Consider the following 25966-nt stretch of genomic DNA (forward strand, 5'->3'; position numbering starts at 1 on the left):
TTCGTCCTGAGCCAGGATCAAACTCTCAATTTAAAAGTTTGTGACTCATTACTTAAGCAGACATCCAAAACCTATGATTTTGTGATAGTCGCTTACTTCCCAATTTATTGAGAAGATTCATTAAAGAATTGCTGGTTTATTCAAAAATAAGTTATCTTATCTTCACTCTGTTTAATTTTCAAGGATCATGTCGATTTAACTCGACTGCTTGTATATCTTATCATTTTTATCTTGCTTTGTCAATAAGATTTTTAATATTTTTTATTTTCAATCTTTCTTGACAGCTTTTATATAGTATCACAAATATTTTTTAGTGTCAACAACACTTTTTTAAACATAACTAAACATTTGTAATACTTATTTGCCGCTCACCAAGCGACGAATGTTATTGTATCAGCTTTAGTTTCTTCAAATCTAGCCCCAATACCACTTCAACCTAAATTAAGTTGCTTTTTCTTTATTTTTCTTTACATTTCTTTAAATTTTATATAGCGGTACGCCAGGACTAGTTTCTTATACTTTAGTTGTATTTCACCATATGAAGCAAGTTTAATATTGAAGTATTTAAATAATACACCAAAATGCCAATATCTCTTACAAAAATGAAACAGTGGCACTTTCATTACTCTAATTGCCTCAACTATAAACCTTACCCTACATTGTGTCGTTAAGGTTTTTCTCCTTAATATACTCTGCATAACTTATAATAGCTTTTCTTTCAATCTCAGTATATTCAGTAAGATCTAGAACAAACTCTTTTTCTAGCATTTTGTTCTTATTCTTTTGAAAGCTTTTAGTAATGAAATATGTGGAAATAGTACTTGTAAGAATACCTAAAAAACCAATTCCTGAAAACATTAGTAAGCAAGCAATAACCCTTCCAATTACAGTGGTTGGACTGATGTCCCCATACCCAACTGTAGTCACCGTAACAAAACTCCACCATAGAGCATCCCCAAAGCTATCAATAGACTGGCTAATACCTTTTTCTGCAAAGTATATACCCACCGAACCTATCAGAGTTATCAAAATTGTAGCACATAATGAATAGATGAACCCATTAGTAAACAGGATGTCCTTTAGGTTATCAAATACTCTTAAGAAATAGGCAATAACTTTCAATAATTTAAAAATACTTCCTGATGGAGATGCTGTAAATAAATCAAAGGGAATAACTGCAATTAGATCAAAAATATTATGTTTCCAATAATTTTTCTTTTCTTTAGATAACAAAAAACGAACAACTGAATCTGCTAGGAAGATAAAATAGATAACTTTATCAATAATATTTAGGTAATATCGTTGAGCTGCATCAATAGAATTGGTAAACTGAAGTAACACTACTACCATTGCTATAATAGCCATAATACCAGCACTTATATCATATGCTAACTCTATGTTTTTATTATTCGTAAATTCTAAATGCTTTATTTTTAACGCCCCCTTTTCGAGCATAAACCTTGCAAAAAGAAATTATGTATGCTGGACAAAGTCAATAATGAACAAATGCTTCCTATTAGCGCTAAAAACATATCCCACTGCGTATCCCACACATCCCCTTGTGTTCCTAAAAAAGCTTCTGCAGCAGTACCTGTAGCTTTTGCTACCCACCATTCTAATAATTCATAAGAAGCACTGATTGCTAAGCAAACAGATATAGTTAAAAAGTTTAGCAGTTTTCCTTGCCTTAGGGGTGATTTACGTAATAGTATTTCTCTAATAATGATTGCAGGTATAAACCCCTGTACAAAATGGCCCAACCGATCATAGTAGTTTCTAGAAAGATGAAAAGTATCTCTTAACCAATTGAAGATAGGCATCTCTGCATAGGTGTAATGTCCACCAATAATTAAGATAATAGAATGTATCAATATGAGAATATAAGCTAGGTTGGTTAACCTAAACCTATTGTATGTTAGTAGTATTGTCACTAAACCTATAATTGCAGGGAGTACCTCTAAAAACCAAGTGAACAAGTCCTTAGGGTTAATTATTGACCAAACAAATACTGCAATAAAAATAAATAGCATTATCATATGAAGCTTATCTACTTCATTTTTAGCTCCATCTAATTTCATTGTAATTCTCCTTACTATCATTAATTCTATTTCACATTCTATTATACTGCTCATAAATGGAGAGCATGTATATATTTCACAAACTAATTATACATACTCTCTCAAAGCTTTTACTCTTCTCTAACTAAATATAAAAGATTGTCCTCTACATTGTACATAAGTGGAGCTACTAAAACTTTAGGATATTTCATCCTTAAACGTACTGCTTCACTTAGTAAAAAATCAACTTCATCATCAATCTCAAACATAGGAGCAAAATTCATAAAATGTTCTTCTGCTCTCTTTTCATCCCATCCTGCATTTTCTACTAGACCGTTAACAAACTTATTTTTTTTGGACATCAAATTTACCATTCCACAGTTATTATGTCCTATCAACGCTATTGCCTTAACTCCACCAACTGAAACAGCATAAGATACTTTAAATTCACTAAAACGTAAGTTTCCACCACCAGTACGAAGGATATAAGCAAAATTACTTGGTATATTTAACTGTTTGCGGTTATCCATGCACATTCCTATTAATAATTCTGCAGAAGAATACTGACCATCTAACTGTCCTAAGTTGTGACTAAGCAGAAGTTTTTCTACAGGAGTGCCTATGTACTTTGAAAATATATCTTCTCTAGATGTAACCTTTATTAATTCCTTCATAATTTTTTACCAAAGTTAATAGACCTTGGTATACCTCCTTTGAATTTATTTTACATAATATTAGTTATTAATTATAACTTAAGAAAATTCTAAACACAATATTATCTTTTAAAGAATTTCCACTTTGTCTCCTCGGTAATAATTCCTAAGAAAATTATAATAGCCCCTACTATCATTCTTGTTGACATTTCTTCTCCTAAAAAGGATACTGCAAATATTCCTCCGAAGGCAGACTCTAAAGTGAAAATTAGTGCTGTGCTTGTAGATGAGATATACTGTTGAGCTATATTCTGAACTAAAAAGGGTATTACCGTAGTCATGATTACAAGATAAGTGGTTGCTTTTATCATCTTTCTATCTAATTTTATGTTATAAGACTCAAAAATTCCTGTAAGTAGAATAAAAAACACTGCCGTAATAGCAAACTGTATTATAGTTGAGATTATAGGATCAGACTCTTTACTATAATACTCTATAGCAATCATGTGACAAGCAAAGGATATAGAACAAAGTATAGATATTCCGTCTCCTTTATTAATGCTAAAGCTGTTATCTAATGTAAGCAACCCAATCCCAATAGTCGCCACTGCCGCTCCAATAAGTTCATATCTATCTAAAGGTCTTTTGTTTATAATCCACGCTAAAAATGGTACTAATATTACGTAAGCTCCAACTATAAAAGACTGCTTTGAAGCAGTTGTATATAATATTCCTATTACTAAAAATAGAAAAGCAAAAAATAAAAAAATCCCAATTATAGAACCTTGGCATATGTCTTTCTTGGTTATCTTCTTAAGTTTTTTAAAAAATATACAGCTCAATATCAATGTTGAAAACCCAAATCTTAAAGTCATCAATTGAAAAGGCTTTATATCATTTAGCACATCCTTTACAATAGCATAACTTGTGCCCCAAAACATTGCCACTACTGCTAATGTTAAAGAAGCAACAAGTGCTTTTTTATTTTCTATCCTCATTTATATCCCCCTTTGATTTATAATTTGAAAATATGACGGCGTAACTTAGTAAGTATTTTCCTAAGTTACGTCGTCTTTTACTTATACTATAAACCTAGCTTTACTTCCTTCCTTAGCAGGAGTTATCTCCAACCGCACATCTATTCTTTCTTTTAACTCCTGAACATGTGATATGATCCCTACAAGTCTTCCCCCTTTTTGAAGATCTATAAGACACTGAATTGCATTATCTAAGGATTCGTTATCTAGTGTCCCAAAGCCTTCATCTACAAACATAGTATCTAAGCTTATTCCTCCAGCATAGGATTGAACTACATCTGCTAATCCGAGAGCTAAAGCTAGAGATGCTTTGAAGCTCTCTCCTCCAGACAATGTTCTAACATGGCGTGCCTTTCCAGTATAGTTATCAAATATCTCAAGCTCTAGACCTTCCTGCTTCTTTCCTTTCCCCTTTTCTTCCTTTCTGGCTAATATAAATCTTCCTGAACTCATCTTCCTTAGTCTTATGTTAGCAGCACTTATTATCTCATCAAAGTAGGCTGCTAGCACATATCTTTCAAAGGTTATTCTCTCGCTATTAAAACCATTAGCCATACTGGATAGTTCTCCAATAATCCTATACTCTTCTTCCTCTGCTGCTATAGTCTTGCTTATGTCCTCAATTTCCTTAAGAGACTTTTTGTTATTATTTATTCTGGCAAAAATCTTTTTTTCCTGCTCTTCTAACTGTTCCTGGTGGACTTTAATTCCATTTAAAGCCTCTTTCAAGGTCTCAATGACAACTTCCCTTAATTCTCCCGTTTCCTTCTTAGCTTTTTCAAGCATACCCTTTAAAGAATTTAAACTTTTATGATATTCTATTATATCCTTCTCTAAAAGCTTAATTTCTTCTTCAGTCATTCTAAATAAAACATATTGACTGTAATCTTCAAAACCAGAATCCTTAATCTTATTTCCTAACAATATTCTTTGTGTTTTAATTTCTGCAGTTTCTTCCTCTATATTCTTTCCCCTAGCTTCCTTATCTGCCTGTAAAGCAGCGTGTGCATTCTTAGAATCATTATAGTTATCTTGTGCCTTTTTATAAGAGTCTTCCAGCTCCTTTAAGCAGCTTTTGAGCTTATTAACTCTATCCGAAAGCTTAGCATAGGTTCTTATATCCTCAGGAATTTCCTCTTCGATATTCTTAATTAGCTCCTCTTCACCTTTTACCTGACCGTATAGTTCTGTTCGCTCCTTCTCTAAAACATCTGCTTCCTCTTCTAATTTCTTTATATCAGTTTCTAGGGCTTTTATTTTCACTTCTATAGTTTCCTTGTTTTTCACAAGTTCTGCTACTTTATCCTGCTTCTCTTTTAACTTAGTTAACTCTGCTGCAAGGATTTTTCCTTTTTCCGATAAGAAATTAAGTACTTTACTTTCTTCAATGTCTTTTATATTTTCATTTAAGGATTCTTCTATCTTAATTGTTAATTCTGATAAGCTTTCCTTTTGACTCTTTATCCTTTGTTTTAAAGAAATAAGCTCTTCGTACCTTTTTTCTCTATCTTTAACTTTTTCATCATATAATGCCTTCTCTCTTTTCAGTTCTTCTTCTGTAGGGACTCCATCAATATGTTCTGCTGGTGATGGATGTTCTATAGAACCACACACAGGACAAGGCTCTCCTTCTCTTAAACTTTTTGCTAAAAGTCCTGCTTGCCCTCTCCTAAAGTTATCTTCCATGAGCTCATATTTTGCTTTTATCTTTTGAAACTCTATCTCAAATTCATTAAATTCATCACTTTCCTTTTTATGAGAAAGCTGAAGAGTAAAATATTCCTTCCATTTACTATAAATAAACCTCATTTCCTTAATAAGATTCTCCTTATTCTCAACTTCCTTATTAAGTTTTACCTCCTCTGCCTTCGCTTCCTGTGCTAGCCTTAGTGCCTCATTGGATTTTTGGAGACTAAATTTTTCACTGCCTATCTTTTCTCTACAGTTCTTTAATCCCTTTTCTTTATCTATAAGCTTTTTCTTAAGCTGTTCTTTTCTTATATTTTTTTCTTCATAACCTCTAACCTTTTCCTCATAATTATTTAAAGTAGTTATACTATCAGCAAGCTTCTTTCTTTCTGTATCCTTAGCCTCCTCTCTTTTCAGAGTTTCTCCCAATGATTTAACCTTCTCTTCTAGTTCTTTTACCTTTTCTTCTATATCCTTATGCTGGATAACTTTCTCTTTAATCTTATTTTCTCTTTCTACTAATAAATCCTCTACTAATTTTACCTCTAGGGCTTTTCTCCCCTTTTCTAAATTGTTTTGCTTTTTGTCATATTCCTCTTTCTTTAATAAAAGTTCATTATATTTATCATTAACTTCTTTCTTATCCTTGAGCTTTTTATTTATTTCTTCTCCTTTAACTATATCCTTTTGAAGCTTTTCCTGTTGTTCTTTTAAACTTTTTATCTCTTCAAAGAGCTTATCTTTCTTCTCTCTGTCCTTTTCTATAAGTTCCTTTGTAACCTGAATTATTTCAATTATATTTAAATTTTCCCCATTTATAAGCTTTAGCAAAGTTTCCTCTTCACTAGCATCAATATGCTTTACATGAGTATCTCTTTGAGTTTTAATACTTTCAATTTTTTTATATAGCTCTTTACTTTGTTTATCTAATTTGGACTGAATAAATGCAAAAGCTTCAGTTCCAAATATTTTTCTAAATATTAGTTCCCTCTCCTTACTTTCCGCATCTAGAAGCTTTCTAAATTCTCCCTGAGGTAGCATTACAATTTGTCTAAACTGATTTTTATTTATTCCTAGTAGTTCACTTATTTTAGCATCAACATTGCTGACTTTGGTTATAACTTCATTGTTAGGCATTACTAATTCTGCATCTGCATTTTTTATTAGGAAGCCTTCTCCTCTTGACTTTTTTCTTTCCTGCTGAGGATAGCGAGTTACCTTATACTCCTTGCCTCTAAGTAAAAACTCCAATTCTACAAAGGTAGAAGTTTCTGGTGAAGCAAAGTCACTTCTTAAACTATCTTTTTCTCTAGTTGTACCTGATGCTTCTCCAAAAAGAGCATAGCTTATACCATCGAAAATAGTAGTCTTTCCAGCTCCCGTAGGACCGGTTATTAAGAATATGCTTTTATCCTTTAGCTTTGTAAAATCGATTATTTCTACTGATGCATAAGGACCAAAGGCACTCATAGTTAACTTAAGTGGTTTCACCTTATTTCCCCTCTTTCTCTACCTCTTCTATAATCTTTTTCATGATATTTAACTTGTCTTCTGTCAGCTCTTTTCCTCCTATAGCTTTATAGAATTCTCCAAAGAGCTGAAGCTTAGCTTTCTCTCTGTATCCTTTGGATGCAGAAGTTCTACTTTCCTCTAGTTGTCCCAGTTCTTCTCTTCTCAATCCCATTATATTTGGATAAACTGCTCTTAATTTAGATATAGGATCTACTAATTCTCCCTCATCTGTAAGAATTGCATACACGTAATCTTCTACATTGCCTTGTTTATAAACTTCTGGATTTATCAGTTCATTTATTGGTCCCTTTATAATTCTCATATCCCTTCTAGGAGTTAATTCCCTTAGTTCTACAAAAACTTCTCCCTTTCCATTAATATTAACTACAGTTACACCTTTTTTGTGATCTCTTTCTGAAAAAGAGTACTTTAGCAAAGAACCGGAGTACCTAATTCTGTCACTTCCAACCTTCTGAGGTCTATGAAGGTGTCCAAGGGCTGTGTAGTTAAAGCAGTTAAAATATTCACCGCTTATTAAATCTGTACCACCAATACTCAGCGGTCTTTCTGACTCACTGGTCTGAAGTCCTGCTTTTTTATGTACATCTTCATTTTCGCTATCTAAAGCCTCGTCTTTCATGAAAGTAACATAGCCATGAGCTATCATTACACTTCTCTCATTTTCACTCATACTTTTCTTAACATTCTCTATAATCTTCTTCATGGAGTTATCATGGGTAGATATCTCTTCTTCCTGAAGAATGTACTTTATCTCTCTTGGATCTCCATAGGGAACTAAGTAGAAATTAACAGGACCTTCTTCATCCTCAATAACCACCTTTCTCACTTCCCTATCAACAACTCCAGCGATATGTAATCCATTTTTGGTTAAAATTTTACTTCCAAAGGATAACCTTTCTGCACTATCATGATTACCTGCTATAGCTAATATAGGCACTTTTAATTCCAGTAGAATTCTGCTGAATACTTTGTCTAAAAGTTTCACAGCTTCCACTGGCGGCATACTTCTATCGTACAAGTCTCCTGCTATAATCAAAGCACTAGGCTTTTCCTCCTGAATAACCTTTATAAGCTGCTCTAAAATAAACTGTTGTTCCTCTATCATACTAAATTCACTTACAATCTTTCCTATATGCCAATCACCGGTATGAATTATTTTCATATGGACATCACCTCAATTAATATAGTTTAAATAATAATGTAATCGTCATTACAATAATATGACTAAAGTTAATTATAAAGAAATTCTTAACAGATACAACAAAGGTCTCTTTTTTGCTAGGATTATTAATAAATAACTTTATATTTTTATTTACTGGAATTAAAGTAGTTAATACCAGTAGGCTAGCTACCGGAGCTATTTTCAATAACACCAATATCACAATATCTGCATACCCAACATAATACAATATTTTAAATAGCTTTAATGCATTCTCTCTTCCAATGTAGTATGGCAGAGTAAATCTTTTAATCTTTATATCCTCTTCCACATCACAAATATTGTTGGCAAGCATTATGTTTGCAATGCTAGTTACTAAAGGAATTGAAACTAAAAATATAAAAAGTATTTCTACTACATTAAGGCTTAGACTTAAAATATTATTTGTATACATTAAAGTAACTAATGCTGAATCATATATATGAATATAAATTGACAAAAATAGAATTATAAATCCCATAAAGAACCCTGAAAACACTTCTCCTAAGGGCATTCGTGAAATCGGAATAGGGCCAAAGGTGTATAGGATTCCTACTATAAAACAGATGACTCCAATTATCAAAAGTATTATATCTGTTTTCAGTGTCAGTAAAACTCCAAATATTACTGCAATAGTAAGCAGTGCGAATATTACAAAGCTAGCTGTTTTTTCCGGTATCCTCGCATTTATGATAATATTTTCACTTTTACAATTCTCTCTGATAAGTTCCTTTTCCTTTTTATAGTCAAAATAATTATTAATAGCTGTTGTTGCCATATCAAAGGTTAAAAGGGATATGAACATTATTATAAAGTTTTCAAACTTAAAGCTATTATAACGGTATAAAGCAAAAAGTGTTCCCAGAACAAAAGGAATTACACTTGCAAGTTTTGTTTGAATTTCAACTAGTTTTAGAAAGCTGCTTAATGTCATTTGTATTCCTCCAATGCAATTAGAATAATATTCTAGAAAACATACCTTTAATTTTAGTTCTTTAAAAGATAGATAAATTAAAACTAAAATAATCGTATTTTCACATACATTATACCCTTTCGTCATTTTTTTGCAAAGTTAAGACCGCTTGTATGACATTTAAAGGTATAACTAAACCTCCATAATTTAGCAAACTCATAACATATCTCTAAACTTTTATTGCCAAATTTATGATACCTCTTTTTATTATAATAAAAAGAGAAAATTGTTCTAAATAGTAATGTGATTAATACTCTAGTAAAAGGAAATTAATATTTTTGGAGAGAAAGATGAGTAGAAAAAAAGTAATAATAATAGGTGCTGGGATTGCTGGACTTTCAGCAGGCTGCTACCTTCAGATGAACGGTTATGAAACAGAAATCTTTGAGCTTCACGGCTCCCCTGGAGGTCTTTGTACTGGTTGGAGGCGGCAGGGATATACCTTTGACGGATGCATTCATTGGCTTTGCGGCTCAAGTCCTAAAAATGAACTTCATACCATATGGGAAGAACTTCATGCTATTGATGAGAAAAATATAGTTAACCATGAAATCTTTATTCACACCGAACTAGAAAAAGGAAAAAGTTTTTCAGTTTACACCAACGTGGACAAATTACAGGAAGAAATGTTGAAGAATGCTCCTGAGGACAAAGAACTAATAGAAGAATTTATAGATGCAATTAACCTTTGCAAAAAATTTGATATACCTGTTCTAAAGCCTCAAAATTTATTTACCTTATTCCACAATATGAAATTTTTGTTTAAGGATTTTCCACTAGTAAAACTTCTAAATAAGTGGATGAAAGTGTCCATAGGAGAATTCCAGAAAAAATTTAAAAGTCCTCTTCTAAATAAAAACTTCTGTAAATTATTTGGTATGTACGAAGAAATGCCAATTCTAGCTCTAGTTTATACCCTGGCGCTTTTCGATATTAATTCTGCTGGCTACCCTATAGGTGGGTCAATAGAATTTATAAAATCTATTAAAAACAGGTATTTAAGCCTAGGCGGCAAAATAAATTACAATTCAAAGGTTGAAAAGATACTTATTTCAAATAATTCTGCTAAGGGGGTTAGGCTAAATAGTGGTAAGGAAGCTTATTCAGATCTTGTAATTTCAGCAGCAGATGGCCACTATACCCTCTATAATATGCTTGATGACAAGTTTATAGATGAAGATATTGAAGGTTACTATAAAAGCTTTAAAACTTTCCCTTCTCTTCTTCAGGTATCTTTAGGTGTTGATAGACTATTTAAGGGAATACCTGATGCAGTTACTTATAATTTTAATTTTAGTGCTCCTATATACATTGATAATAAGAATACCATTAGTAGTCTAGGTCTGGTGATTTATAACTTTGACCCTACCATGGCACCTAAAGGCAAGACCTCTATAACTACTTTTATTGAAGCAGACTATAATTATTGGACTGAGCTAAGAAACTCTGATTTGGAAAAATATAAGGCTGAAAAAGAAAGAATTGCAGAAGAAGTAATTGATAGGATAGATAAACTATTTGGAGAAGTAAAGTCCAAAGTAGAAGTTTATGATGTAGCTACTCCTTATACCTACAAAAACCACACCAATAACTGGAAGGGAAGCTTTGAAGGTTGGATACCTACTATAGATAATCTAGATAAAACTCTTAAAAAGACTCTTCCAGGACTTAAAGATTTTTATATGATAGGTCAATGGGTCCAACCTGGAGGTGGTCTCCCTACTGGCGGTATGCACGGCAGACATATTGCACAGCAAATATGTAAAGAAGATAGACGAAGATTTAAAACATTAAGATAATAAAAATATCGGTGGAGAATTTATCTTCCACCGATATTTTTATTTATTATAAATTTGTTAAAATACTTTTTCTCAAACTACTTATTAATATCAAAATCTACATCCATTAAGTCTATTACCTTTGTCTTATGCTTCATCTTATACCCTAGCCATAAAGCCAAGAATAGAGGTAGTCCTATATAGGAAGAAATTACTCCACTCCAATCTATCTTATCTGCTTGGAAGTAGCTAACACCCTGTCCCAAAATAACCACTGTACATAGTACTAATGCTATAATTGGGCCTAATGGGAATAGTTTTGCTGTATATTTTAATTTACCTAAATCACGGCCTTGAGCAACATATGCCTTACGGAAACGATAGTGACATAACGCTATACCTAACCATGCAACAAAGCCAGCAAGTCCTGAAGCTGCCACAAGCCATACATAAACTGTAGTCTCAGCATAAAGTCCTGTTAAGAAGCAAAGGGATGCTACAATTGTAGTTAATATCAATGAGTTTATTGGAACTCCTCTTGAGTTAACTTTTCCAAGCCATGCTGGTGCTTTACCATCCTTAGCCATTGCATACAACATTCTGCTTGAAGCGTACATTCCTGAATTTCCAGCAGATAAAACTGAAGTCAAGATAACTGCATTCATTAGTGATGCTGCTGCTGCGATACCAGCCTTTTGGAATACCATTGTGAAAGGACTTGTATCAACGCCCGCATCTGTGTAAGTTATTAATGCTCCTACAACAAAAATTGTTCCTAAATAAAATATTAAAATTCTCCAGAATATGGTATTTATAGCTTTAGGTATATTCTTCTCAGGATCTTCACTTTCTCCAGCAGCTATACCAACAAGTTCCGTTCCTTGGAATGAAAAACCTGCAATTAAGAATACCATAAATATTGATTTAGCACCTCCAACAAATGGTGCTTCTCCAACAGTAAAGTTTTTAAATCCTACTGCTTCACCACCAACTATTCCAAGAATTGTTGCGACTCCAACTATTAAAAATATAATAACAGTAATTACTTTAATACCAGCAAACCAGTATTCTGACTCTCCATATGCTCTTGCAGATAAAAGATTAAGTCCAACTATTAATACAAGGAATAAAACACTCCAGACCAAAGCTGGCACACCAGGTAACCAGTACTTCATAAGCAGCGCACCTGCCACCATCTCTGCTGCAACGGTAATCGCCCAGTTATACCAATAATTCCATCCCATAGCAAATCCAAAAGCTGGATCAACAAATCTTGAAGCATAAATTCCAAAAGAACCTGAGTCAGGCATGAAAGTTGCCATTTCTCCTAAACTAGTCATTAAGAAGTAAACCATAGCTCCTATACAAATATACGCCACCATAGCGCCCCCTGGACCAGCCTGATTAATTGTAGCACCTAATGCTAAAAATATACCTGTTCCAATGGCTCCTCCCATGGCAATCATGTTAAGATGTCTTGCCTTTAAACTTCTTTTAAGTTCTTGTGAACCTATATTGTTTTGTTCTGCAACATTTTGCATTTTTCTTCCCCCTTATCGGTTTTATTTTTTCCGATAAGTGAATTAACTAAGATAAGCAATAAAAAATACCCCGAGCATTCACTCAGGGTATAAAAATGTGCATTTCTATGCAACACCTATTAATTCCACATTGAATGATAGCTCACCACAATTTACCTTGTGACAGTCTTGCATATATTATATGCAAACCCAGCTATACAGCAGTAAAGCATGTGCTGTATGCTTCGGCAAAGTTCCCTTTCAAACTGCTTCATCGTGCTTACCTCTACAGTTTTACTCTTAAACTCTGCGCCTCTACCTCAGTTATTCACTTATTATACTAATTATTATACATGAGAACTTATAATTAGTAAACAACTTTTTTATGTTTTTCAACTTCCAATAGTCTACATTTTTCCCTATTGATACTCAAACATTATATTACAGCTTATTTCCGCTAGTTGAGCTTCATATTCACATTCCTCATATAAAGCTTCTGCATCACCATATCCATTAAGAATATTCTCAAAATATAATATTATAACTTTTTTTATGTACTCAGCGTAGTGATATTCCTTCGACTCCTCACCTTTTTCTATAGCTTCAAAATAAAGATTTTTAAATCTCTTTGCCATCTTGCCCATCTCATCGGCTTTGTCATTGTTAAATGCTTGCTCTACTACTTCCTTCGCTCTACTTAATCTGTCTACCATCTTCCAATATCCTCCTATTTAAAATAAATTTATACTTTAAATTTAATTCATGATTTATACATTTGAAAAATTGCTGTAAATAACAGAAACATACACTAATTTTACTCTTCTATAATGATATATTTGTTTTTTGACAAACTTTTGACGTCAAATATAAGTATAAACTATAAATAAATCTTTAGAAAGTACCACTTGAAGTATTCTCCTATATCTTTTCTTCTTTATCTTCATAGTATTAATTATAAAATAAAAAAGCCATGGATACTCCACAACTTTAATTGTAAACTTAATAAAAGGGCACTAAACCCTAAAGTAGTTTCTTGGACTTGTATCTATAAATAGTAACTAATTCCATAACAATTAAAGGTATTACACCCTCAATTTTAGAATTAATATTAAGTTAACTATTTTAGATACTAAACACTCACAAAATTCCATCTTTTTTTGAAATCTATCTCTTGTTAACCACTATATACCAAAATGTATACTTTATCAACTTTATTTCAAGATGTCACTTATTTGTGATCTGGTACCTATCGTTCTTCCACAATCTCTTAAATTCATATTGATGACTCAGAGCCAGCTTATTTTTTATAAAAACATAATTTTCTATTATACTGCTCCCTTTGTTAAGTAAATAAGATATATAAGCTTGTCCAGCTTTTGGCTTAATTTAACTACTTCCTCTGAATACAGAGAGCTAGTTTCTTCTACCAATTGGTTTAATTCTTTTCTTAGTGTTTCAATTTGTTCTTCCATAATTTCATCCCCATACTTACAAATTTAGACAACATTAGAAATTATAATACAATAAGTTTTCCAATTCAATACTTTCAAAGATTTTAACGTACATTTAACATGACACATTGGTTCTTTCCGGTGTTTCTTTGAGTTGTAATTAATCATTAGCTTTATTTATGTCTGTGATTTTTCTATACTAACCAGTTGTATCTTTTGTTCTATATCACTTTTTTATGGTCTTCTATGGCTTCTGCTTCACTCATTCGACATCTCCAATTTTGCAAAACAAAAAGGCACCATTCTATAATGTTTAGTAATAGTGCCTCTGTTATTCAGCCAACCATATTTTATGGTTTTAGGTAATTTACAAATATCATTTTCATTCACAGTAAAACTTACATTGACTAATTTTGTGTGATGCTGTCACTTGTATGCACTTCTGTAACTCTAACTGTTTTAACTATTAAGTCATCATATGTTGGAACAAATATAACATAGTTTCCATTTCCATCTTTCTGACTTCTTAAATCGATATCGTCTGATTCTATATTTGCAATTATACCTATCCTATCTCCACTTGCAACTTTTGTTTCGGGGTCTTTTATTGTGAATACTAATGTAGTTTTATGTCCAGTTGTATCTAATTTCACATATTCAACATCTAATTTAGTGCCCCTGTTTATAAATATAAAATCATCCTTATATGCTCCTATTATGTCAGGATCAACTGGTGTTTTAAGCGTAATATATATTTTTGCATCCGTTACTTTATTAGTAGTACCATCTACAGTAACTTTTGCACTGTAGTTATCTCTATCAGTCTCTGGTGCTATGCTATTATAGTATAATTTTTGAGTATTTGGTTCTATTGTACGTCCAGCTGCATCTTTTGATGGATCTGTTGAAGATGGATTTATTTGAAGCATAGCATTACTTCCAAGAGCTAGTACAGCATCTGCATTGTTTCCTTCACTGAATGTAAGAGTTACTTTACCATCACAGAGCTCTGCATCATCTGCAACTATTCCCGAAACTTTAAAATCTGCGCAGTTTATTGTATCTAAAGCATTATCTAATTGAAACTCTGCTTTAACATCATCTCCATTTTTATATAACTTAAATGTATTTTCTTCTAATTTGGGCCCAGTAGTCCAAGTTGAGGCTATTGTTAATGATTCTGGATAGAACTCCTTACCTGAAACATCTTTCACAGTCTTAATACCAATTTTCTTTACAAAATTATCTCCTGAAGTCGCCGATGGATCTACTGTCTTATTGGTATCCTTAAAGTCTATAACTACAGACTTATTGTCAGAACCTACTGTTATATCAACATTGTCTGGAAGATCTTCTGTATCACCGTTTCCATTAATATAGTAGTAATTACGCTTATCAGTAATTGAAGATAAATCCATTTTTGTTCCAAAGCATATAGCTGCTTCTGAGTTTGATTTCTTGAATGCTTCTACACTTAATTGTATATCATCACTTCCATCTATAGAGATTACCTGATCATCCATTTTATTTGGCTCAGTTGCTTTGTCGATTATATCTCTAACAGTTAACGTATATTTTGAACTATCAAGTTTATATGTTGATGTAGGTGTTTTCACTGTTTTATCCAGTTTAATGTCATAAATATCAGTATCATTTTTTATCTTTTCATCTGTGTCTGATGATGCCTTTATGTATACTCCAGTTTTCTTCATCATGTCTACACCATCTGCATCTTTTAATTGATAGTTATCTATATTAGTAGCATAAGCATATCTAACATCTTCACTAAATTGAACACGAAGTGTAGTACTATCTATTATAGCAGCACTTAATATAGTCGGTTTTGTTTCATCTTTTTCTTTATCGAAGGATAGTCTTGTATAATCATTCATCTTATTTCCATAAGTGTCTTTAACATTATTAGTAATTAATAATATGTTTGTTGTATCATCTAATATATCATTAGGTAAATTTGTTATTTTTACCACAGTATTATCTTCTATAAGTTCAATTTTAGCTCCATCTATGCCTTTATCGTTTATTTGATAGTATTTAGAATTTATGGCTGTTTTAATATCCATTGGTCTATCAAACCTAATTCTAATCTCTCCATCAGTGTAAGCAATACTTTTTATTTCTGGTTCACTTTTAATATTAAAGTGTATCATATATTTATTTTTTAACTTCTTACCCTTAATAGAATGTGCATTATATCCAATGTTCAATTTGTAACTTTCACTCACTTTATAACCACCTTGAGGAGCAGTTACTATTATAGTTTTGCCATCTTGTCCTAACTGAATGCCCACGCTCACTGGATTACCTTTGCTATCCGTTACAGTGATGTCTTGTTTCGTAGAATCATCAAACCCAACACTGCCTGTAAACTTGATTGTCCACGTCTTGTTAGCATCTACAGTTTGATTATCGGTATAGCTTGCTGCTTTAGCATTAGGTGCAATCAATAGAAAAGCACTAAAAAGAGTTGCAATTATAAATTTTTTCTTCACTTTACATCTCCCCCAATTAATTTATACTCAATACCAATTATAACCCTTTTACCTAAAAAAATCCACATATTACAATATTGTTCTTTTAAATGCTTTTGCCAAATGTAGTTTTGACGACCGTTGAAATTAAACTGTAAAATCCTTTCAATACAGGTAACTGTACAATTGAAAATAAATTTATACTTCAAATGTATTTACATTTTGTCCATAGTGTATTAATATTATATCTGGTTTGTCCATAAAAGTTAATGTTTGCATTTACTTTTATATTATTATTAGATTATACTTTATATATGGAATTTAGGCCAACATACTCCAGTATAGGAGCCATATTATAAGTTTAAAATACTATTATCTCACTAATAAAGGAGTGCTACAAATGAAGACATTTCAAGCTCTTATTAATGAAACTTTACAAGTTACAGATTTAGAAGAATTAGAAGCAGCAGCAGATTTATTTCAATTTGGTATCGAAAAAGGTCATTATAATAAAAGGCAAGCAGATGAATTTAATAATACCTATTGGAAGATGAAAAATATATGTTTAGCTTATGAAGTAGGCAAGGAAATAAAAGCTAATAAATTAGATATTATTACTATTGTAACTAATGCTCCATTTGAAATAAAAGACAATAAAAATGAACTTGTTAACTATGTAAATGGCCGTATAAAAGCCCTTAAGGGTAAAATTAAAGGAATTAAATAATTTTTCTGTTGTTGTTCCTTGAAAAAGAGTGGTTAACCTGCTAAATTTAGTAGGTTAACCACTCTTTTTTAAGTACATGGTCTTTGTGTCTTACATAAACTCCAACCCTTTGTTTCTTCAATTACATTTCACTTTGTAACACTACAGCAAAAAAAGCATATAAGATAATATACCCCAAGTTTATAATTGTGGAGTGATTATAATTGAATGAGGAAATGGAATACTTTAATTATCTAAATTCCTTAAAAAGAAAGGAAATTAAAAATAAATTTAGTTTTCTTGGAGAAGGGATAAGCAGAAGAGTCTATGATTTAAATAATGGACTAGTTTTAAAATTAGCAAAAGGCAGGGAAGGACATTATCAAAATCAAGTTGAGCATTTCGTTTATACTCATGCAGATTTAAACCAAAAAAAGTATTTATGTCCGATTTTATTCTTTACACCAAGAATGATAGTAATGAAAAAGGCTGAACCGTTGACAAGCAAAATTAAAGCTAAATACTTAAACCTAAAAACAATTAGGCCAGAAGAATCTTCTTTTGAGGACATTAATAATTTAGCTAAGAGATTTTTGCTGTTATATGAAGATATCGTGTCTCCAACTTCCTGGGGCAGCCTAAACGAAAAAAATGTTTTGATAGATTATGGTTGTACCTGCGAAGAAGGCGATAAATATTATCATCTAATATTTCGAATAAATAGATTGACGAATTTAGGACTCTAGCCCAAAAGGCTTAGTCCTTTTTTTATAAAATACTGTCTTCTGTTAAAAACTCTTTTATGACCTCATCTGCTCTACAAGCCTTTGTTGTATTCCCCTAACCATACTTGCTGATATTTTTCCTGGAAGTAACTTAGAGAGAATTATTGCTATCTTATTAATATTTCCAGGAATGATGAGTTTTTTATTCCTATTTAATCCCTCATAAGCAATTTTAGCAACCTGCTTTGCATCCATAGCACTTTTTATATCAGCTTTACCGGCTCTATGAGAAAATTCCGTTTTAGTGGCACCTGGACAAACAGTAGATACCTTAATTCCAAAATCTTTTAATTCGTTTGTAATAGCCTCCGAAAAGGATAGAACATAAGCCTTTGTTGCATAATATACTGCAATATACGGCCCCGGCTGGTATGCTCCTGTAGATGCTATATTGAGTATTTTTCCTTTTCTTCTTTCAATCATGCTTCTTGATATTAGTTTAGTTAAAATAGTAAGAGATGTAATGTTTAAATGTATTATTTCAACATCTTTTTGATAATCTGTCTCATGAAATAAACCACAGCTTCCAGCTCCGGCGTTATTCACTAGCACATCAATCTCAATACTGTTATCTATTAGTTCATCATATATCTCTTCTGCAGAGCCTATTATAGATAAATCTTTTCCTATAATTTTAACCTTTGTATGAAAGCTTTTGTATAACTGATCAGCAACTAATTTTAATCTTTCCAGGTTTCTAGCTACAAGTACAAGATTATATCCATCCTCTGCAAATAGCTTTGCTAATTCATATCCAATACCAGTTGATGCTCCGGTAATTAGTACTGTCTTTCTTTTATAATTATTATTCAAAGTTATCACTCCAAAATTAAAAATTTAATTCAGTATTTTTATAGCACATAGATTTCTTTAAGTTACACAAGCTATTCTATAAATACATTATAATTTAAATTCACAAATATATACAAAGGGTGGTGACGCTATGATAAATGAAGAACTGCTTAATGTTGTAAAGGTACAGGAAACTTACAGCAAAAATGAAGCAAATGACTTTCTATCAAAAGGATGGAAACTTATAAATGTATATACTAGTACCTTTTCCTTCGAACCAAGTGATCAAGTTAACGTATACGTATTGGGAAAACCTGATGATAGATAGGTTTATATATGAAGAACCGCACCTAATTAGGTACGGTTCTGTTTAAAAGTTATTTCTTTGGTTTAACTAGAAATCTACAGCAATCATCTCCACAGGTTTTGCAAAGGGGTCTTTCGAATTCAGCATTAAATCCCTCATATAATACATCATCTATTTCACAATATATAGAACCAATATTTTCAGCACCTAGTTCTTTCCACATATCATGCATTGGGCAGTAAGTTATGTCATCAGGATTTTCTGGATCTCTTTCCCAAGATATCCCTGGCATATCTCTTACTTTCAAATAAGTATCTAGATTTATTGGCAATCCTTTTTCTCTAGCTTCCTCATACATAGACTCTAATCTAGCTTTTCCAAACTTAGTTACGGAAGCTCTTATAGCCTCTTCTCCTTTTTCTTTACCTAACCTGTCAATCATTTCTTCAGCCATAAAGTAATAAAGTTCCGCCATAAGCTTAGCCATTCTTTCTACTGGGTTATCTGTACTTCTTATTTTGCTCATATTTATACCTCCATTTGAAACTATTCTGCTTTTTTGCCTACCTCTTCCATACGAACTTTTCCAGCTTCCACAGCATTCATTACAGTTCCCCTAAAACCACCCTGTTCCAAGGCTCTAACTCCTGCAATAGTAGCCCCTCCTGGAGAGCACACCTTATCCTTTAATAGTCCTGGATGATCTCCAGACTCTAATACCATTTTAGCCGCTCCCATTACAGTCTGAGCCGCTAAAGTTTGAGCCATTTCACGGGTAAGACCCATTTCAACACCACCATCAGCCATAGCTTCAATAAACATGTATACATAAGCTGGTCCACATCCGCTTACAGATGTAATTGGATCAATTAAGTTTTCTGGTACTAGGTAAGCTACTCCTAATGCCCTAAATATCTGTAATGCAAGATCTCCATGTTGTTTTTTTGCATTTTTTCCAAGAGCCAAACCTGATGCCCCTACGTTAACAAGCATTGGCGTATTAGGAATAACCCTAACAACAGGGATATCTTTAAGGTAAGTCTCCATAGCAGCAGTCCTTGCTCCTCCAACTATAGAAATTACCACTTGTTCTTCTCTCCATGGGCAATCCTTGATACTTTCTAAGACTTCCTTAAGTACTTGAGGTTTTATTGCCAGTATAATAACATCACAATTTTTCACCAAATCAATATATCCTTGTTCTCTATTACTAGTTCCATGAACAATGTTCAATTGTTCTTTTAAATACTTTATCCTTGAATCTAAAATATCCATCACGTATATTTCTTCCGCACTACATAATCCTGAATTTATCATTCCTTTAATGATAGCCTCTCCCATTTGTCCGCCACCAATAAAACCAACCTTTTTACCCAACCTTTCCATGCTTATGTACCTCCTTAATAATCAATTCTAAAAGCTATTATATAATATATTTAGAATTTTGTATAATTATTTTTCTAGTTATACAACGCTCCAATTTCTTAAATATTTTAGTACTGCAATAATTATATTCATATGGAATAATTTTAATTATTATGCTTACAATAATTTATATATGCAATATTTTATAATAATCATATTTCAAACATCATTTTTAAAAACTACTACAAAGAAGGTGAATTAATGAAAAAATTGTTATATATTACAGTTAACTCAAAACCTGAGGAAATATCTACTAGTAAAAAAGTAGGAAGAGAATTTGTTATCCGTTTCTTATCTAAAAATCCAGAATATCGCATGGAGGAACTTGATCTTTATAATGAAGATATTCCTGAGATAAACCACAGAATATTTACCGGTAGAGGAGAGCCTGTATCAGGTAATGCTTATGATTCCTTGTTAATAGGAGAGAAAAAATCAGTGAAAAGAATTATTGAGCTATGCGACCAATTTTTAAGTGCAGATACCTATGTAATTGCTGCACCAATGTGGAGCTCAAGCTTTCCTGCAAGACTTAAGAGATATGTAGATTGCATAATAATTAATAATAAAACAATAAAGATATATGAGCATAATGTAAAAGGTCTCCTAGACGATAAAGAAAGAGCTATGATTTACATCCAGTCTTCTGGAGGAGTTTATCCAAAGCTTTTCAATGGAATACTTAACCATGGAGTAGATTATTTTCAAGACATATTTAAATTTTTAGGTGTCAGCAATTTTGAAAAAATACTTGTACAAGGAGTGGATGACCCTTCTGTTGGCAAAGATAAAGCAATTGCAAAAGCCTACAAAGATATAGATAGCATAGTAAAGAAACTGTCTCAAAGTTCTTTACTTCATATATAAATAAAAAGCGCCAAGCCTTTGCGAAGCTACTGAAAAACCTCTGCTTTTCAATAGCCTCGTCTTTGCTTGACGTTTTTTGTTTATCTGTATAGCAGACTATTACCCTTTTACGCTACACCCTTGTGTCAATGTGATTACCTAAGTTAGGACTAGCTGCTTTTTCTAACATTTCTGTCATAGCTGCAGCAGTTTCTTTACCGGAATTCATCGCAAGCTTCATCACTGAAAGACTAGCCTGTTCCATAACTTTACTTTGACTCATAACTGCTGATAACCCTGCAATATCCATGTTAACACTTCCCTTCTTTTCATAAAATATCATACATATATAATTTATTATCGTGCTTTGGCAAACTTTCTTAAACTTTCTAAAGTTTATGCATTAGTAAGCTGTCAGCTTCTCTGATATATTCGGTTAATACTTTTGCAGATTGGGCAAGCTGTTTTAATTCTTCATTATCTAAGTTTATAATCCCAATCTCACTAACTCCCTTCTTATGGAGAAAAGATGGTAAACTTAAAAATACCTTTTTTATATCATACTCTCCAGTTAACAGTGTGGAAATAGGAAGCATATCTTCTGCAAAACTAAGGATATTTTCTATAATTTTTACAATAGAACTAGATATTGCATAGCAGCTGTGTTCATTTCCAAGCCTTATATTCCACCCTGCCCTTTTGGTTTCTTCTAAAATCTCTTCTCTCCCTTTATAATCTAGAATAAGCTTTCTTGTGCTTAGATATTGCTGTAAATCTGTTCCTAAATACCTTGTTCGGCTCCATACTGGTACCATAGAATCTCCATGTTCCCCAATGATTTCTGCCTGGATTTTTGATGCCTCAATTCCAAATCTTTCACTTAGTATATATTTGAATCTTAATGTATCTAAAAGTGTACCAGAACCTATTATTCTTGAATGTGGGAACCCTGAAAGTTTATATGCAACATAAGCCATGATATCCACAGGATTTGTCACTACTATGATAACTGACTCAGGACTATACTTAACTAATTTAGGGATAATATCTTTATACATATTTATATTATTCTCTAGCACGTCCATTCTTGTGCCATCCTTCCTTGGAAGTGCTCCTCCAGCTATAATAACAATATCTGAATTAAAAGAGTCCTCAAAATCCCCACTCCTAATATCTGTTTCTGTTGTACAAGTCCTGCAATGAGCTAGGTCTAAAGCCTTTACTCTAGCCCTTCCTTCAGTTCTATTTATCAAGATTATTTCCCTGGCAAGCCCTTTCAACATAAGTGTATAAGCAACTGTAGAACCAATAGTACCTGCCCCAATAATTGTGATTTTATTTCCCTCCCTAATCATAGTTTCCCCTCCAAAATTCTTAATTAGACAAACATCCTTGAAACTCAGGTTTCTTATAAAAATTTCTTTAATAGTTAATATCTATATAAATTAATTATAATACATCTTCCTTAAAAATCCAAAAATGGACACTAAGTTTTTAACTTAATGTCCATTGTAAAGCCTATACTAGATATGTTAATCTAAAACCTTCATAAATTATGCTGTTTTTGAGCCTTTCCATTCCGCAACATAATCCTCTAATATACGGTAAAGGACTTGTCCAATACGAGAATAAGATTCGTCATTTAGATTTGCAAGCGATATTCTTATAGACCATTCAGGGCCATCAAATCCACTTCCGCTTAATAGTACAATAGAAGATTCTTCTGCTAATCGTAAAAGAACATCTAATGGTTTATAATTATCTTGTAAATACTTAACAAACTCATCATTGTAGTTGCGACTAGCCCATTCTAATAAATCAAATTGTGTATAGTAAGCAGCATCAAAAGGATCTGCTTGTAAATCAAGCCCCAATCCATCAAACAATAATCTTTGACGGCGACGACAGATGTCTTTTGTTAACTGTTTATAATTATTTTCTCTATCAAGGATTGCAAATAGTGAAAAGAATGCCATTTGCACCTGTTGTGGTGTTGATAAGCCTGCAGTATGATTGAGTGCTACTTGACGACTATCTGCCACAATTCTATCAATAAAAGGGATGTTATCTGGATCAGTGGAAATTCCTGAGTAACGAATCCTTGCTCTTTCTTTCCTATCCTTATCTTGTTCTTTTAACAACTTGTCAAATACGTTATCTTCATGAAGTGCAATAGTTCCAAGACGCCAGCCTGTTACTCCAAAATACTTTGAGTAAGAATAAACCCCAATAGTGTTATATGGTAAATCAGCCATTAAAGAACGGAAACTATCTACAAAAGTACCATATACATCATCTGAAATAATCATTAAATTAGGATTACAATTTTCAACAATATTTTTTAAATGATTAACGGTTTCTGGTTTCATTGCAACGGAAGCTGGATTGCTTGGGTTAACTATAAAAATCGCCTTTATAGTTGGGTCACATAATTTTTCAATTTCCTCTGCAGGGTACTGCCATGTACGTGTTCCATCTGACTTTGTTTCATCAGCTAAAATTTTGACAACTTCAAAATTATAACGTGGCAGATGAGGAATTTCTAAATAAGGTGTAAAGATTGGTGCCATTAATGCAATCTTATCTCCTTTTGACAGTATATTATTTGCGATTAAGGAATCAAAAATATAACACATTCCTGCAGTAGCACCTTCTACAGCAAATATATTAAACTTTCCTTCAAGAGGCTCGTTGTAGCATAACTCTTGGATGAGGTAATCCTGAACTACACTCTCAACATGTTTTAGCATTCTATCTGGTTGAGGATAATTATCTCCAATAATACCATCTGCTAACTCATATATCCAATCATCCGCCTTAAATCCCTTCACTGTTACACCATAGTTTATTATTTTTCTTAATAGTTCAATCCCCGGAGCATTTCCGTTATTTTTTACAAACTCTAAAAATCGACTAGCAATTCCATCTTTTTTTGGCATTCCTGCTAAATCACCATCTGCCCATACTCTGCGACTCTCTTCAATAGCAAAGTGACCAAAAGTGAAAAAAGCTTCTCTTGGAGTTGCTGCAATCCAATTAGGATTCCCTCTACCTGCATCTAACAATGAATGTGTTCCACTTTTCTTTGATTCTTCTGCAAGACTAATCAATTTATCCTTAAGCTCAAAGGGGCTAATCTTACCATATACTCTTTCAATTTCTTCTCTTTGAATACTAAAATTACTCATTCTTACATCCTCCTATTTCCTATCTACTGCTATGATTTTCTATGAAAGTTAATTTAATAAACTTACATAGTTTTACTCCTATTATTTAATTAAGTATTTTTTATATCATTTATTATGTTTTCTTTTTCAATTGAAGAAAGAATTATAAAGGTTTCTGTATTACCAAAGGTTTGTATCTTTCCGATAAGTTTTTCTAAGGCTGCAATGTCATCAAGTCTGGCTTTTAAAATTTTGCAATAGGGACCTGTAACTTGATAGCATTCAATTATAGAATTTTCTCCTTTTACAAATTCCATAAACTTTTCAGACCCTTGAACGCTAGTTCCTACATTTATAAGCACATTGATTTTTTTCCCTAGTTTATCATAGTCTACAACTGCTTTATAACCAGTTATAATATTTTCCTCCTCAAGCCTCTTTACTCGTTCTGCTACTGCAGGTGCACTGAGAGCTACCCTTTGTGCGAGCTCCTTCATAGGTATTCTTCCGTCTTCCAGAAGTATCTCAACAATTTTGTAGTCTGTAGAATCCATAAACATTCCTCCTAGAAAAACCATCTTTTCTCTTATTATAAAATGAAATGAATAAATAATTCCTATTTTAATAGACTATATTTGCAAGCCCTTTTAAGGTAAAACTATTTAAATTCATCTGTCATTTTTAAATTGTTTTTATTTTAGCACAGCACAATCACTATGTACATGTATAAAGTAATGCTATTTCATGTTTATTTGTTATTAAATTAGTTGTTTGTAAAAAAAACTTAACTTAATAACAAATAAACTTATTTAAACCTAACTAAATATAGTCATTAAATAAGTAAATTTCAGTAAATAAAAGCACTTTTAATATTGTTCAAATTAAACAATATTAAAAGTGCTTATTCCTAACTAGTAAATAAGTATTAACTTTATAATTCTTAAGATACTTAAATATAAAATGGGTATTTGTTAACTAATATAAGTTACAATTTATTTATGCACTGAATAATAGGATTAATGGCTTTCTTATCCGTCCAATCAACAGGATTATTGTAACATTCTAGCAACCCTTTAACATCCTCATCAAGTTGCTCTTCCTTTAGCCTCTTAAGTTTCATCTTAAGTGCATTCATCATCATCTTATCAACAAAATCTAATTTATTATAATTAAAGGCTCCTCTTAAGTAAAAGAAAGTTATATTTTCTTTTATCTCTTCTTTAAAATTTTTAGATAATACCTGGTTTAGTTCGGACTCCCTACCAGGTGAGCAACCTACAGCAAATATTATAACTCTTTTATCCATCAGTTCTTTAAAATTATCAGTAATTATTTTAACTCCGCTAACGCCAACTGCATGCATAAAGCCCCCAAATACTATAATGTCATACTTTTTCAGATCCTCAACTTTTATTCTCGAAGCTTCAAATAGATCCGCTCCAATCTCACTAGCTATCCATTCGGCATATCTTTTTGTACTTCCATATTTAGATTTGTAAATAACAACAGACTTTGTCATACTTTACTCCACATCCTTATGGCATATATTTATAACCATAT

24 protein-coding genes and 1 riboswitch are annotated in these 25966 nt (G+C 32.2%); of the genes, 5 read left to right on the forward strand and 19 right to left on the reverse strand.

Annotated elements, in window-relative coordinates; all coding sequences use genetic code 11:
* Nucleotides 1–654: 654 nt before the first annotated feature.
* The 7 genes from P8V03_RS16005 to menA all read right to left on the reverse strand — a co-directional run bounded on the left by P8V03_RS16005 (nt 655) and on the right by menA (nt 9101).
* Nucleotides 655–1455 carry a potassium channel family protein gene (locus P8V03_RS16005; RefSeq protein WP_318798951.1) on the reverse strand — a complete coding sequence of 267 codons (801 nt, stop codon included), beginning with the start codon at nt 1453–1455 and terminating at the stop codon, nt 655–657.
* Nucleotides 1434–2078: a DUF2238 domain-containing protein gene (locus P8V03_RS16010; RefSeq protein WP_318798952.1), complete on the reverse strand. Its 645-nt coding sequence runs from the start codon at nt 2076–2078 to the stop codon at nt 1434–1436. The genes P8V03_RS16005 and P8V03_RS16010 overlap by 22 nt, the downstream gene beginning before the upstream one ends.
* Before the next feature lie 110 nt (nt 2079–2188).
* Nucleotides 2189–2731, reverse strand: coding sequence for a carbonic anhydrase (locus tag P8V03_RS16015; protein ID WP_261673263.1), 543 nt, complete (start codon nt 2729–2731; stop codon nt 2189–2191).
* Between the two features lie 101 nt (nt 2732–2832).
* Nucleotides 2833–3708: a DMT family transporter gene (locus P8V03_RS16020; RefSeq protein WP_318798953.1), complete on the reverse strand. Its 876-nt coding sequence runs from the start codon at nt 3706–3708 to the stop codon at nt 2833–2835.
* A gap of 81 nt (nt 3709–3789) precedes the next feature.
* Nucleotides 3790–6927 carry an AAA family ATPase gene (locus P8V03_RS16025; RefSeq protein WP_318798954.1) on the reverse strand — a complete coding sequence of 1046 codons (3138 nt, stop codon included), beginning with the start codon at nt 6925–6927 and terminating at the stop codon, nt 3790–3792.
* A 1-nt stretch (nt 6928) separates the two neighbouring features.
* Nucleotides 6929–8131 carry an exonuclease SbcCD subunit D gene (locus P8V03_RS16030; RefSeq protein WP_318798955.1) on the reverse strand — a complete coding sequence of 401 codons (1203 nt, stop codon included), beginning with the start codon at nt 8129–8131 and terminating at the stop codon, nt 6929–6931.
* A gap of 16 nt (nt 8132–8147) precedes the next feature.
* A complete protein-coding gene (menA, locus tag P8V03_RS16035) occupies nt 8148–9101 on the reverse strand; it encodes a 1,4-dihydroxy-2-naphthoate polyprenyltransferase (RefSeq protein ID WP_318798956.1) in 954 nt (317 codons plus the stop codon).
* A 329-nt stretch (nt 9102–9430) separates the two neighbouring features.
* On the opposite strand from menA, the gene P8V03_RS16040 reads away from it, so the two are divergent.
* A complete protein-coding gene (locus P8V03_RS16040) occupies nt 9431–10939 on the forward strand; it encodes a phytoene desaturase family protein (protein ID WP_318798957.1) in 1509 nt (502 codons plus the stop codon).
* A gap of 77 nt (nt 10940–11016) precedes the next feature.
* Here P8V03_RS16040 and P8V03_RS16045 read toward each other — a convergent pair whose 3' ends face one another.
* From P8V03_RS16045 to P8V03_RS16060, 4 genes are all read right to left on the reverse strand, one after another.
* The gene (locus P8V03_RS16045) at nt 11017–12459 is read right to left on the reverse strand and encodes an amino acid permease (RefSeq protein ID WP_318798958.1); all 1443 of its coding nucleotides are present in this window, start codon (nt 12457–12459) and stop codon (nt 11017–11019) included.
* A gap of 130 nt (nt 12460–12589) precedes the next feature.
* Nucleotides 12590–12764, reverse strand: a riboswitch (Lysine riboswitch).
* 93 nt (nt 12765–12857) lie between these two features.
* Nucleotides 12858–13151: a hypothetical protein gene (locus P8V03_RS16050; RefSeq protein WP_318798959.1), complete on the reverse strand. Its 294-nt coding sequence runs from the start codon at nt 13149–13151 to the stop codon at nt 12858–12860.
* Between the two features lie 612 nt (nt 13152–13763).
* Entirely contained in the window at nt 13764–13910 is a 147-nt protein-coding gene (locus P8V03_RS16055) for an aspartyl-phosphate phosphatase Spo0E family protein (RefSeq protein WP_318798960.1), read from the reverse strand.
* Between the two features lie 386 nt (nt 13911–14296).
* Nucleotides 14297–16399, reverse strand: coding sequence for an Ig-like domain-containing domain (locus tag P8V03_RS16060; RefSeq protein ID WP_318798961.1), 2103 nt, complete (start codon nt 16397–16399; stop codon nt 14297–14299).
* 379 nt (nt 16400–16778) lie between these two features.
* Here P8V03_RS16060 and P8V03_RS16065 point away from each other — a divergent pair, with 379 nt between their 5' ends.
* Both P8V03_RS16065 and P8V03_RS16070 read left to right on the forward strand, forming a co-directional pair.
* The gene (locus P8V03_RS16065; protein WP_318798962.1) at nt 16779–17105 is read left to right on the forward strand and encodes a hypothetical protein; all 327 of its coding nucleotides are present in this window, start codon (nt 16779–16781) and stop codon (nt 17103–17105) included.
* 203 nt (nt 17106–17308) lie between these two features.
* Nucleotides 17309–17830 (forward strand): hypothetical protein, encoded by a 522-nt coding sequence (locus P8V03_RS16070; RefSeq protein ID WP_318798963.1) that lies wholly within the window; start codon nt 17309–17311, stop codon nt 17828–17830.
* A gap of 54 nt (nt 17831–17884) precedes the next feature.
* Here P8V03_RS16070 and P8V03_RS16075 read toward each other — a convergent pair whose 3' ends face one another.
* On the reverse strand, nt 17885–18688 hold the full coding sequence (locus P8V03_RS16075) for an SDR family NAD(P)-dependent oxidoreductase (RefSeq protein WP_261673298.1): 804 nt from the start codon (nt 18686–18688) through the stop codon (nt 17885–17887).
* A gap of 124 nt (nt 18689–18812) precedes the next feature.
* On the opposite strand from P8V03_RS16075, the gene P8V03_RS16080 reads away from it, so the two are divergent.
* Nucleotides 18813–18989, forward strand: a complete 177-nt coding sequence (locus P8V03_RS16080) for a hypothetical protein (RefSeq protein ID WP_261673273.1) — start codon at nt 18813–18815, stop codon at nt 18987–18989.
* A 49-nt stretch (nt 18990–19038) separates the two neighbouring features.
* On the opposite strand, the gene P8V03_RS16085 is transcribed toward P8V03_RS16080, so the two are convergent.
* Together P8V03_RS16085 and proC are read right to left on the reverse strand one after the other, a co-directional pair.
* The gene (locus tag P8V03_RS16085; protein WP_261673274.1) at nt 19039–19494 is read right to left on the reverse strand and encodes an L-2-amino-thiazoline-4-carboxylic acid hydrolase; all 456 of its coding nucleotides are present in this window, start codon (nt 19492–19494) and stop codon (nt 19039–19041) included.
* A 20-nt stretch (nt 19495–19514) separates the two neighbouring features.
* Nucleotides 19515–20354: a pyrroline-5-carboxylate reductase gene (gene proC, locus P8V03_RS16090; protein WP_318798964.1), complete on the reverse strand. Its 840-nt coding sequence runs from the start codon at nt 20352–20354 to the stop codon at nt 19515–19517.
* Nucleotides 20355–20594: 240 nt separating this feature from the next.
* Here proC and P8V03_RS16095 point away from each other — a divergent pair, with 240 nt between their 5' ends.
* Nucleotides 20595–21260, forward strand: coding sequence for an FMN-dependent NADH-azoreductase (locus P8V03_RS16095; RefSeq protein WP_318798965.1), 666 nt, complete (start codon nt 20595–20597; stop codon nt 21258–21260).
* Between the two features lie 112 nt (nt 21261–21372).
* On the opposite strand, the gene P8V03_RS16100 is transcribed toward P8V03_RS16095, so the two are convergent.
* The 5 genes from P8V03_RS16100 to P8V03_RS16120 all read right to left on the reverse strand — a co-directional run bounded on the left by P8V03_RS16100 (nt 21373) and on the right by P8V03_RS16120 (nt 25925).
* A complete protein-coding gene (locus tag P8V03_RS16100; protein WP_318798966.1) occupies nt 21373–21549 on the reverse strand; it encodes a YjfB family protein in 177 nt (58 codons plus the stop codon).
* A gap of 79 nt (nt 21550–21628) precedes the next feature.
* On the reverse strand, nt 21629–22594 hold the full coding sequence (locus tag P8V03_RS16105) for a malate dehydrogenase (RefSeq protein ID WP_318798967.1): 966 nt from the start codon (nt 22592–22594) through the stop codon (nt 21629–21631).
* 198 nt (nt 22595–22792) lie between these two features.
* Nucleotides 22793–24427, reverse strand: coding sequence for an aspartate 4-decarboxylase (aspD, locus tag P8V03_RS16110; protein WP_318798968.1), 1635 nt, complete (start codon nt 24425–24427; stop codon nt 22793–22795).
* 89 nt (nt 24428–24516) lie between these two features.
* Nucleotides 24517–24960 carry an Lrp/AsnC family transcriptional regulator gene (locus P8V03_RS16115; RefSeq protein WP_261673284.1) on the reverse strand — a complete coding sequence of 148 codons (444 nt, stop codon included), beginning with the start codon at nt 24958–24960 and terminating at the stop codon, nt 24517–24519.
* Between the two features lie 431 nt (nt 24961–25391).
* Entirely contained in the window at nt 25392–25925 is a 534-nt protein-coding gene (locus P8V03_RS16120) for a flavodoxin domain-containing protein (RefSeq protein WP_318798969.1), read from the reverse strand.
* Nucleotides 25926–25966 lie beyond the last annotated feature (41 nt).

The sequence above is a fragment of the Clostridium tanneri genome (assembly GCF_033659955.1).
GTDB lineage: Bacteria > Bacillota > Clostridia > Clostridiales > Clostridiaceae > Clostridium_AM > Clostridium_AM tanneri.

Bases quoted from the DNA above. Each gene is read 5' to 3' on its own strand.
- P8V03_RS16005 (WP_318798951.1), bottom strand. From the start codon at position 1,455: ATGCTCGAAAAGGGGGCGTTAAAAATAAAGCATTTAGAATTTACGAAT.
- P8V03_RS16010 (WP_318798952.1), bottom strand. From the start codon at position 2,078: ATGAAATTAGATGGAGCTAAAAATGAAGTAGATAAGCTTCATATGATA.
- P8V03_RS16015 (WP_261673263.1), bottom strand. From the start codon at position 2,731: ATGAAGGAATTAATAAAGGTTACATCTAGAGAAGATATATTTTCAAAG.
- P8V03_RS16020 (WP_318798953.1), bottom strand. From the start codon at position 3,708: ATGAGGATAGAAAATAAAAAAGCACTTGTTGCTTCTTTAACATTAGCA.
- P8V03_RS16030 (WP_318798955.1), bottom strand. From the start codon at position 8,131: ATGAAAATAATTCATACCGGTGATTGGCATATAGGAAAGATTGTAAGT.
- menA (WP_318798956.1), bottom strand. From the start codon at position 9,101: ATGACATTAAGCAGCTTTCTAAAACTAGTTGAAATTCAAACAAAACTT.
- P8V03_RS16040 (WP_318798957.1), top strand. From the start codon at position 9,431: ATGAGTAGAAAAAAAGTAATAATAATAGGTGCTGGGATTGCTGGACTT.
- P8V03_RS16045 (WP_318798958.1), bottom strand. From the start codon at position 12,459: ATGCAAAATGTTGCAGAACAAAACAATATAGGTTCACAAGAACTTAAA.
- P8V03_RS16050 (WP_318798959.1), bottom strand. From the start codon at position 13,151: ATGGTAGACAGATTAAGTAGAGCGAAGGAAGTAGTAGAGCAAGCATTT.
- P8V03_RS16055 (WP_318798960.1), bottom strand. From the start codon at position 13,910: ATGGAAGAACAAATTGAAACACTAAGAAAAGAATTAAACCAATTGGTA.
- P8V03_RS16065 (WP_318798962.1), top strand. From the start codon at position 16,779: ATGAAGACATTTCAAGCTCTTATTAATGAAACTTTACAAGTTACAGAT.
- P8V03_RS16080 (WP_261673273.1), top strand. From the start codon at position 18,813: ATGATAAATGAAGAACTGCTTAATGTTGTAAAGGTACAGGAAACTTAC.
- P8V03_RS16085 (WP_261673274.1), bottom strand. From the start codon at position 19,494: ATGAGCAAAATAAGAAGTACAGATAACCCAGTAGAAAGAATGGCTAAG.
- proC (WP_318798964.1), bottom strand. From the start codon at position 20,354: ATGGAAAGGTTGGGTAAAAAGGTTGGTTTTATTGGTGGCGGACAAATG.
- P8V03_RS16095 (WP_318798965.1), top strand. From the start codon at position 20,595: ATGAAAAAATTGTTATATATTACAGTTAACTCAAAACCTGAGGAAATA.
- P8V03_RS16100 (WP_318798966.1), bottom strand. From the start codon at position 21,549: ATGGATATTGCAGGGTTATCAGCAGTTATGAGTCAAAGTAAAGTTATG.
- P8V03_RS16105 (WP_318798967.1), bottom strand. From the start codon at position 22,594: ATGATTAGGGAGGGAAATAAAATCACAATTATTGGGGCAGGTACTATT.
- aspD (WP_318798968.1), bottom strand. From the start codon at position 24,427: ATGAGTAATTTTAGTATTCAAAGAGAAGAAATTGAAAGAGTATATGGT.
- P8V03_RS16115 (WP_261673284.1), bottom strand. From the start codon at position 24,960: ATGGATTCTACAGACTACAAAATTGTTGAGATACTTCTGGAAGACGGA.
- P8V03_RS16120 (WP_318798969.1), bottom strand. From the start codon at position 25,925: ATGACAAAGTCTGTTGTTATTTACAAATCTAAATATGGAAGTACAAAA.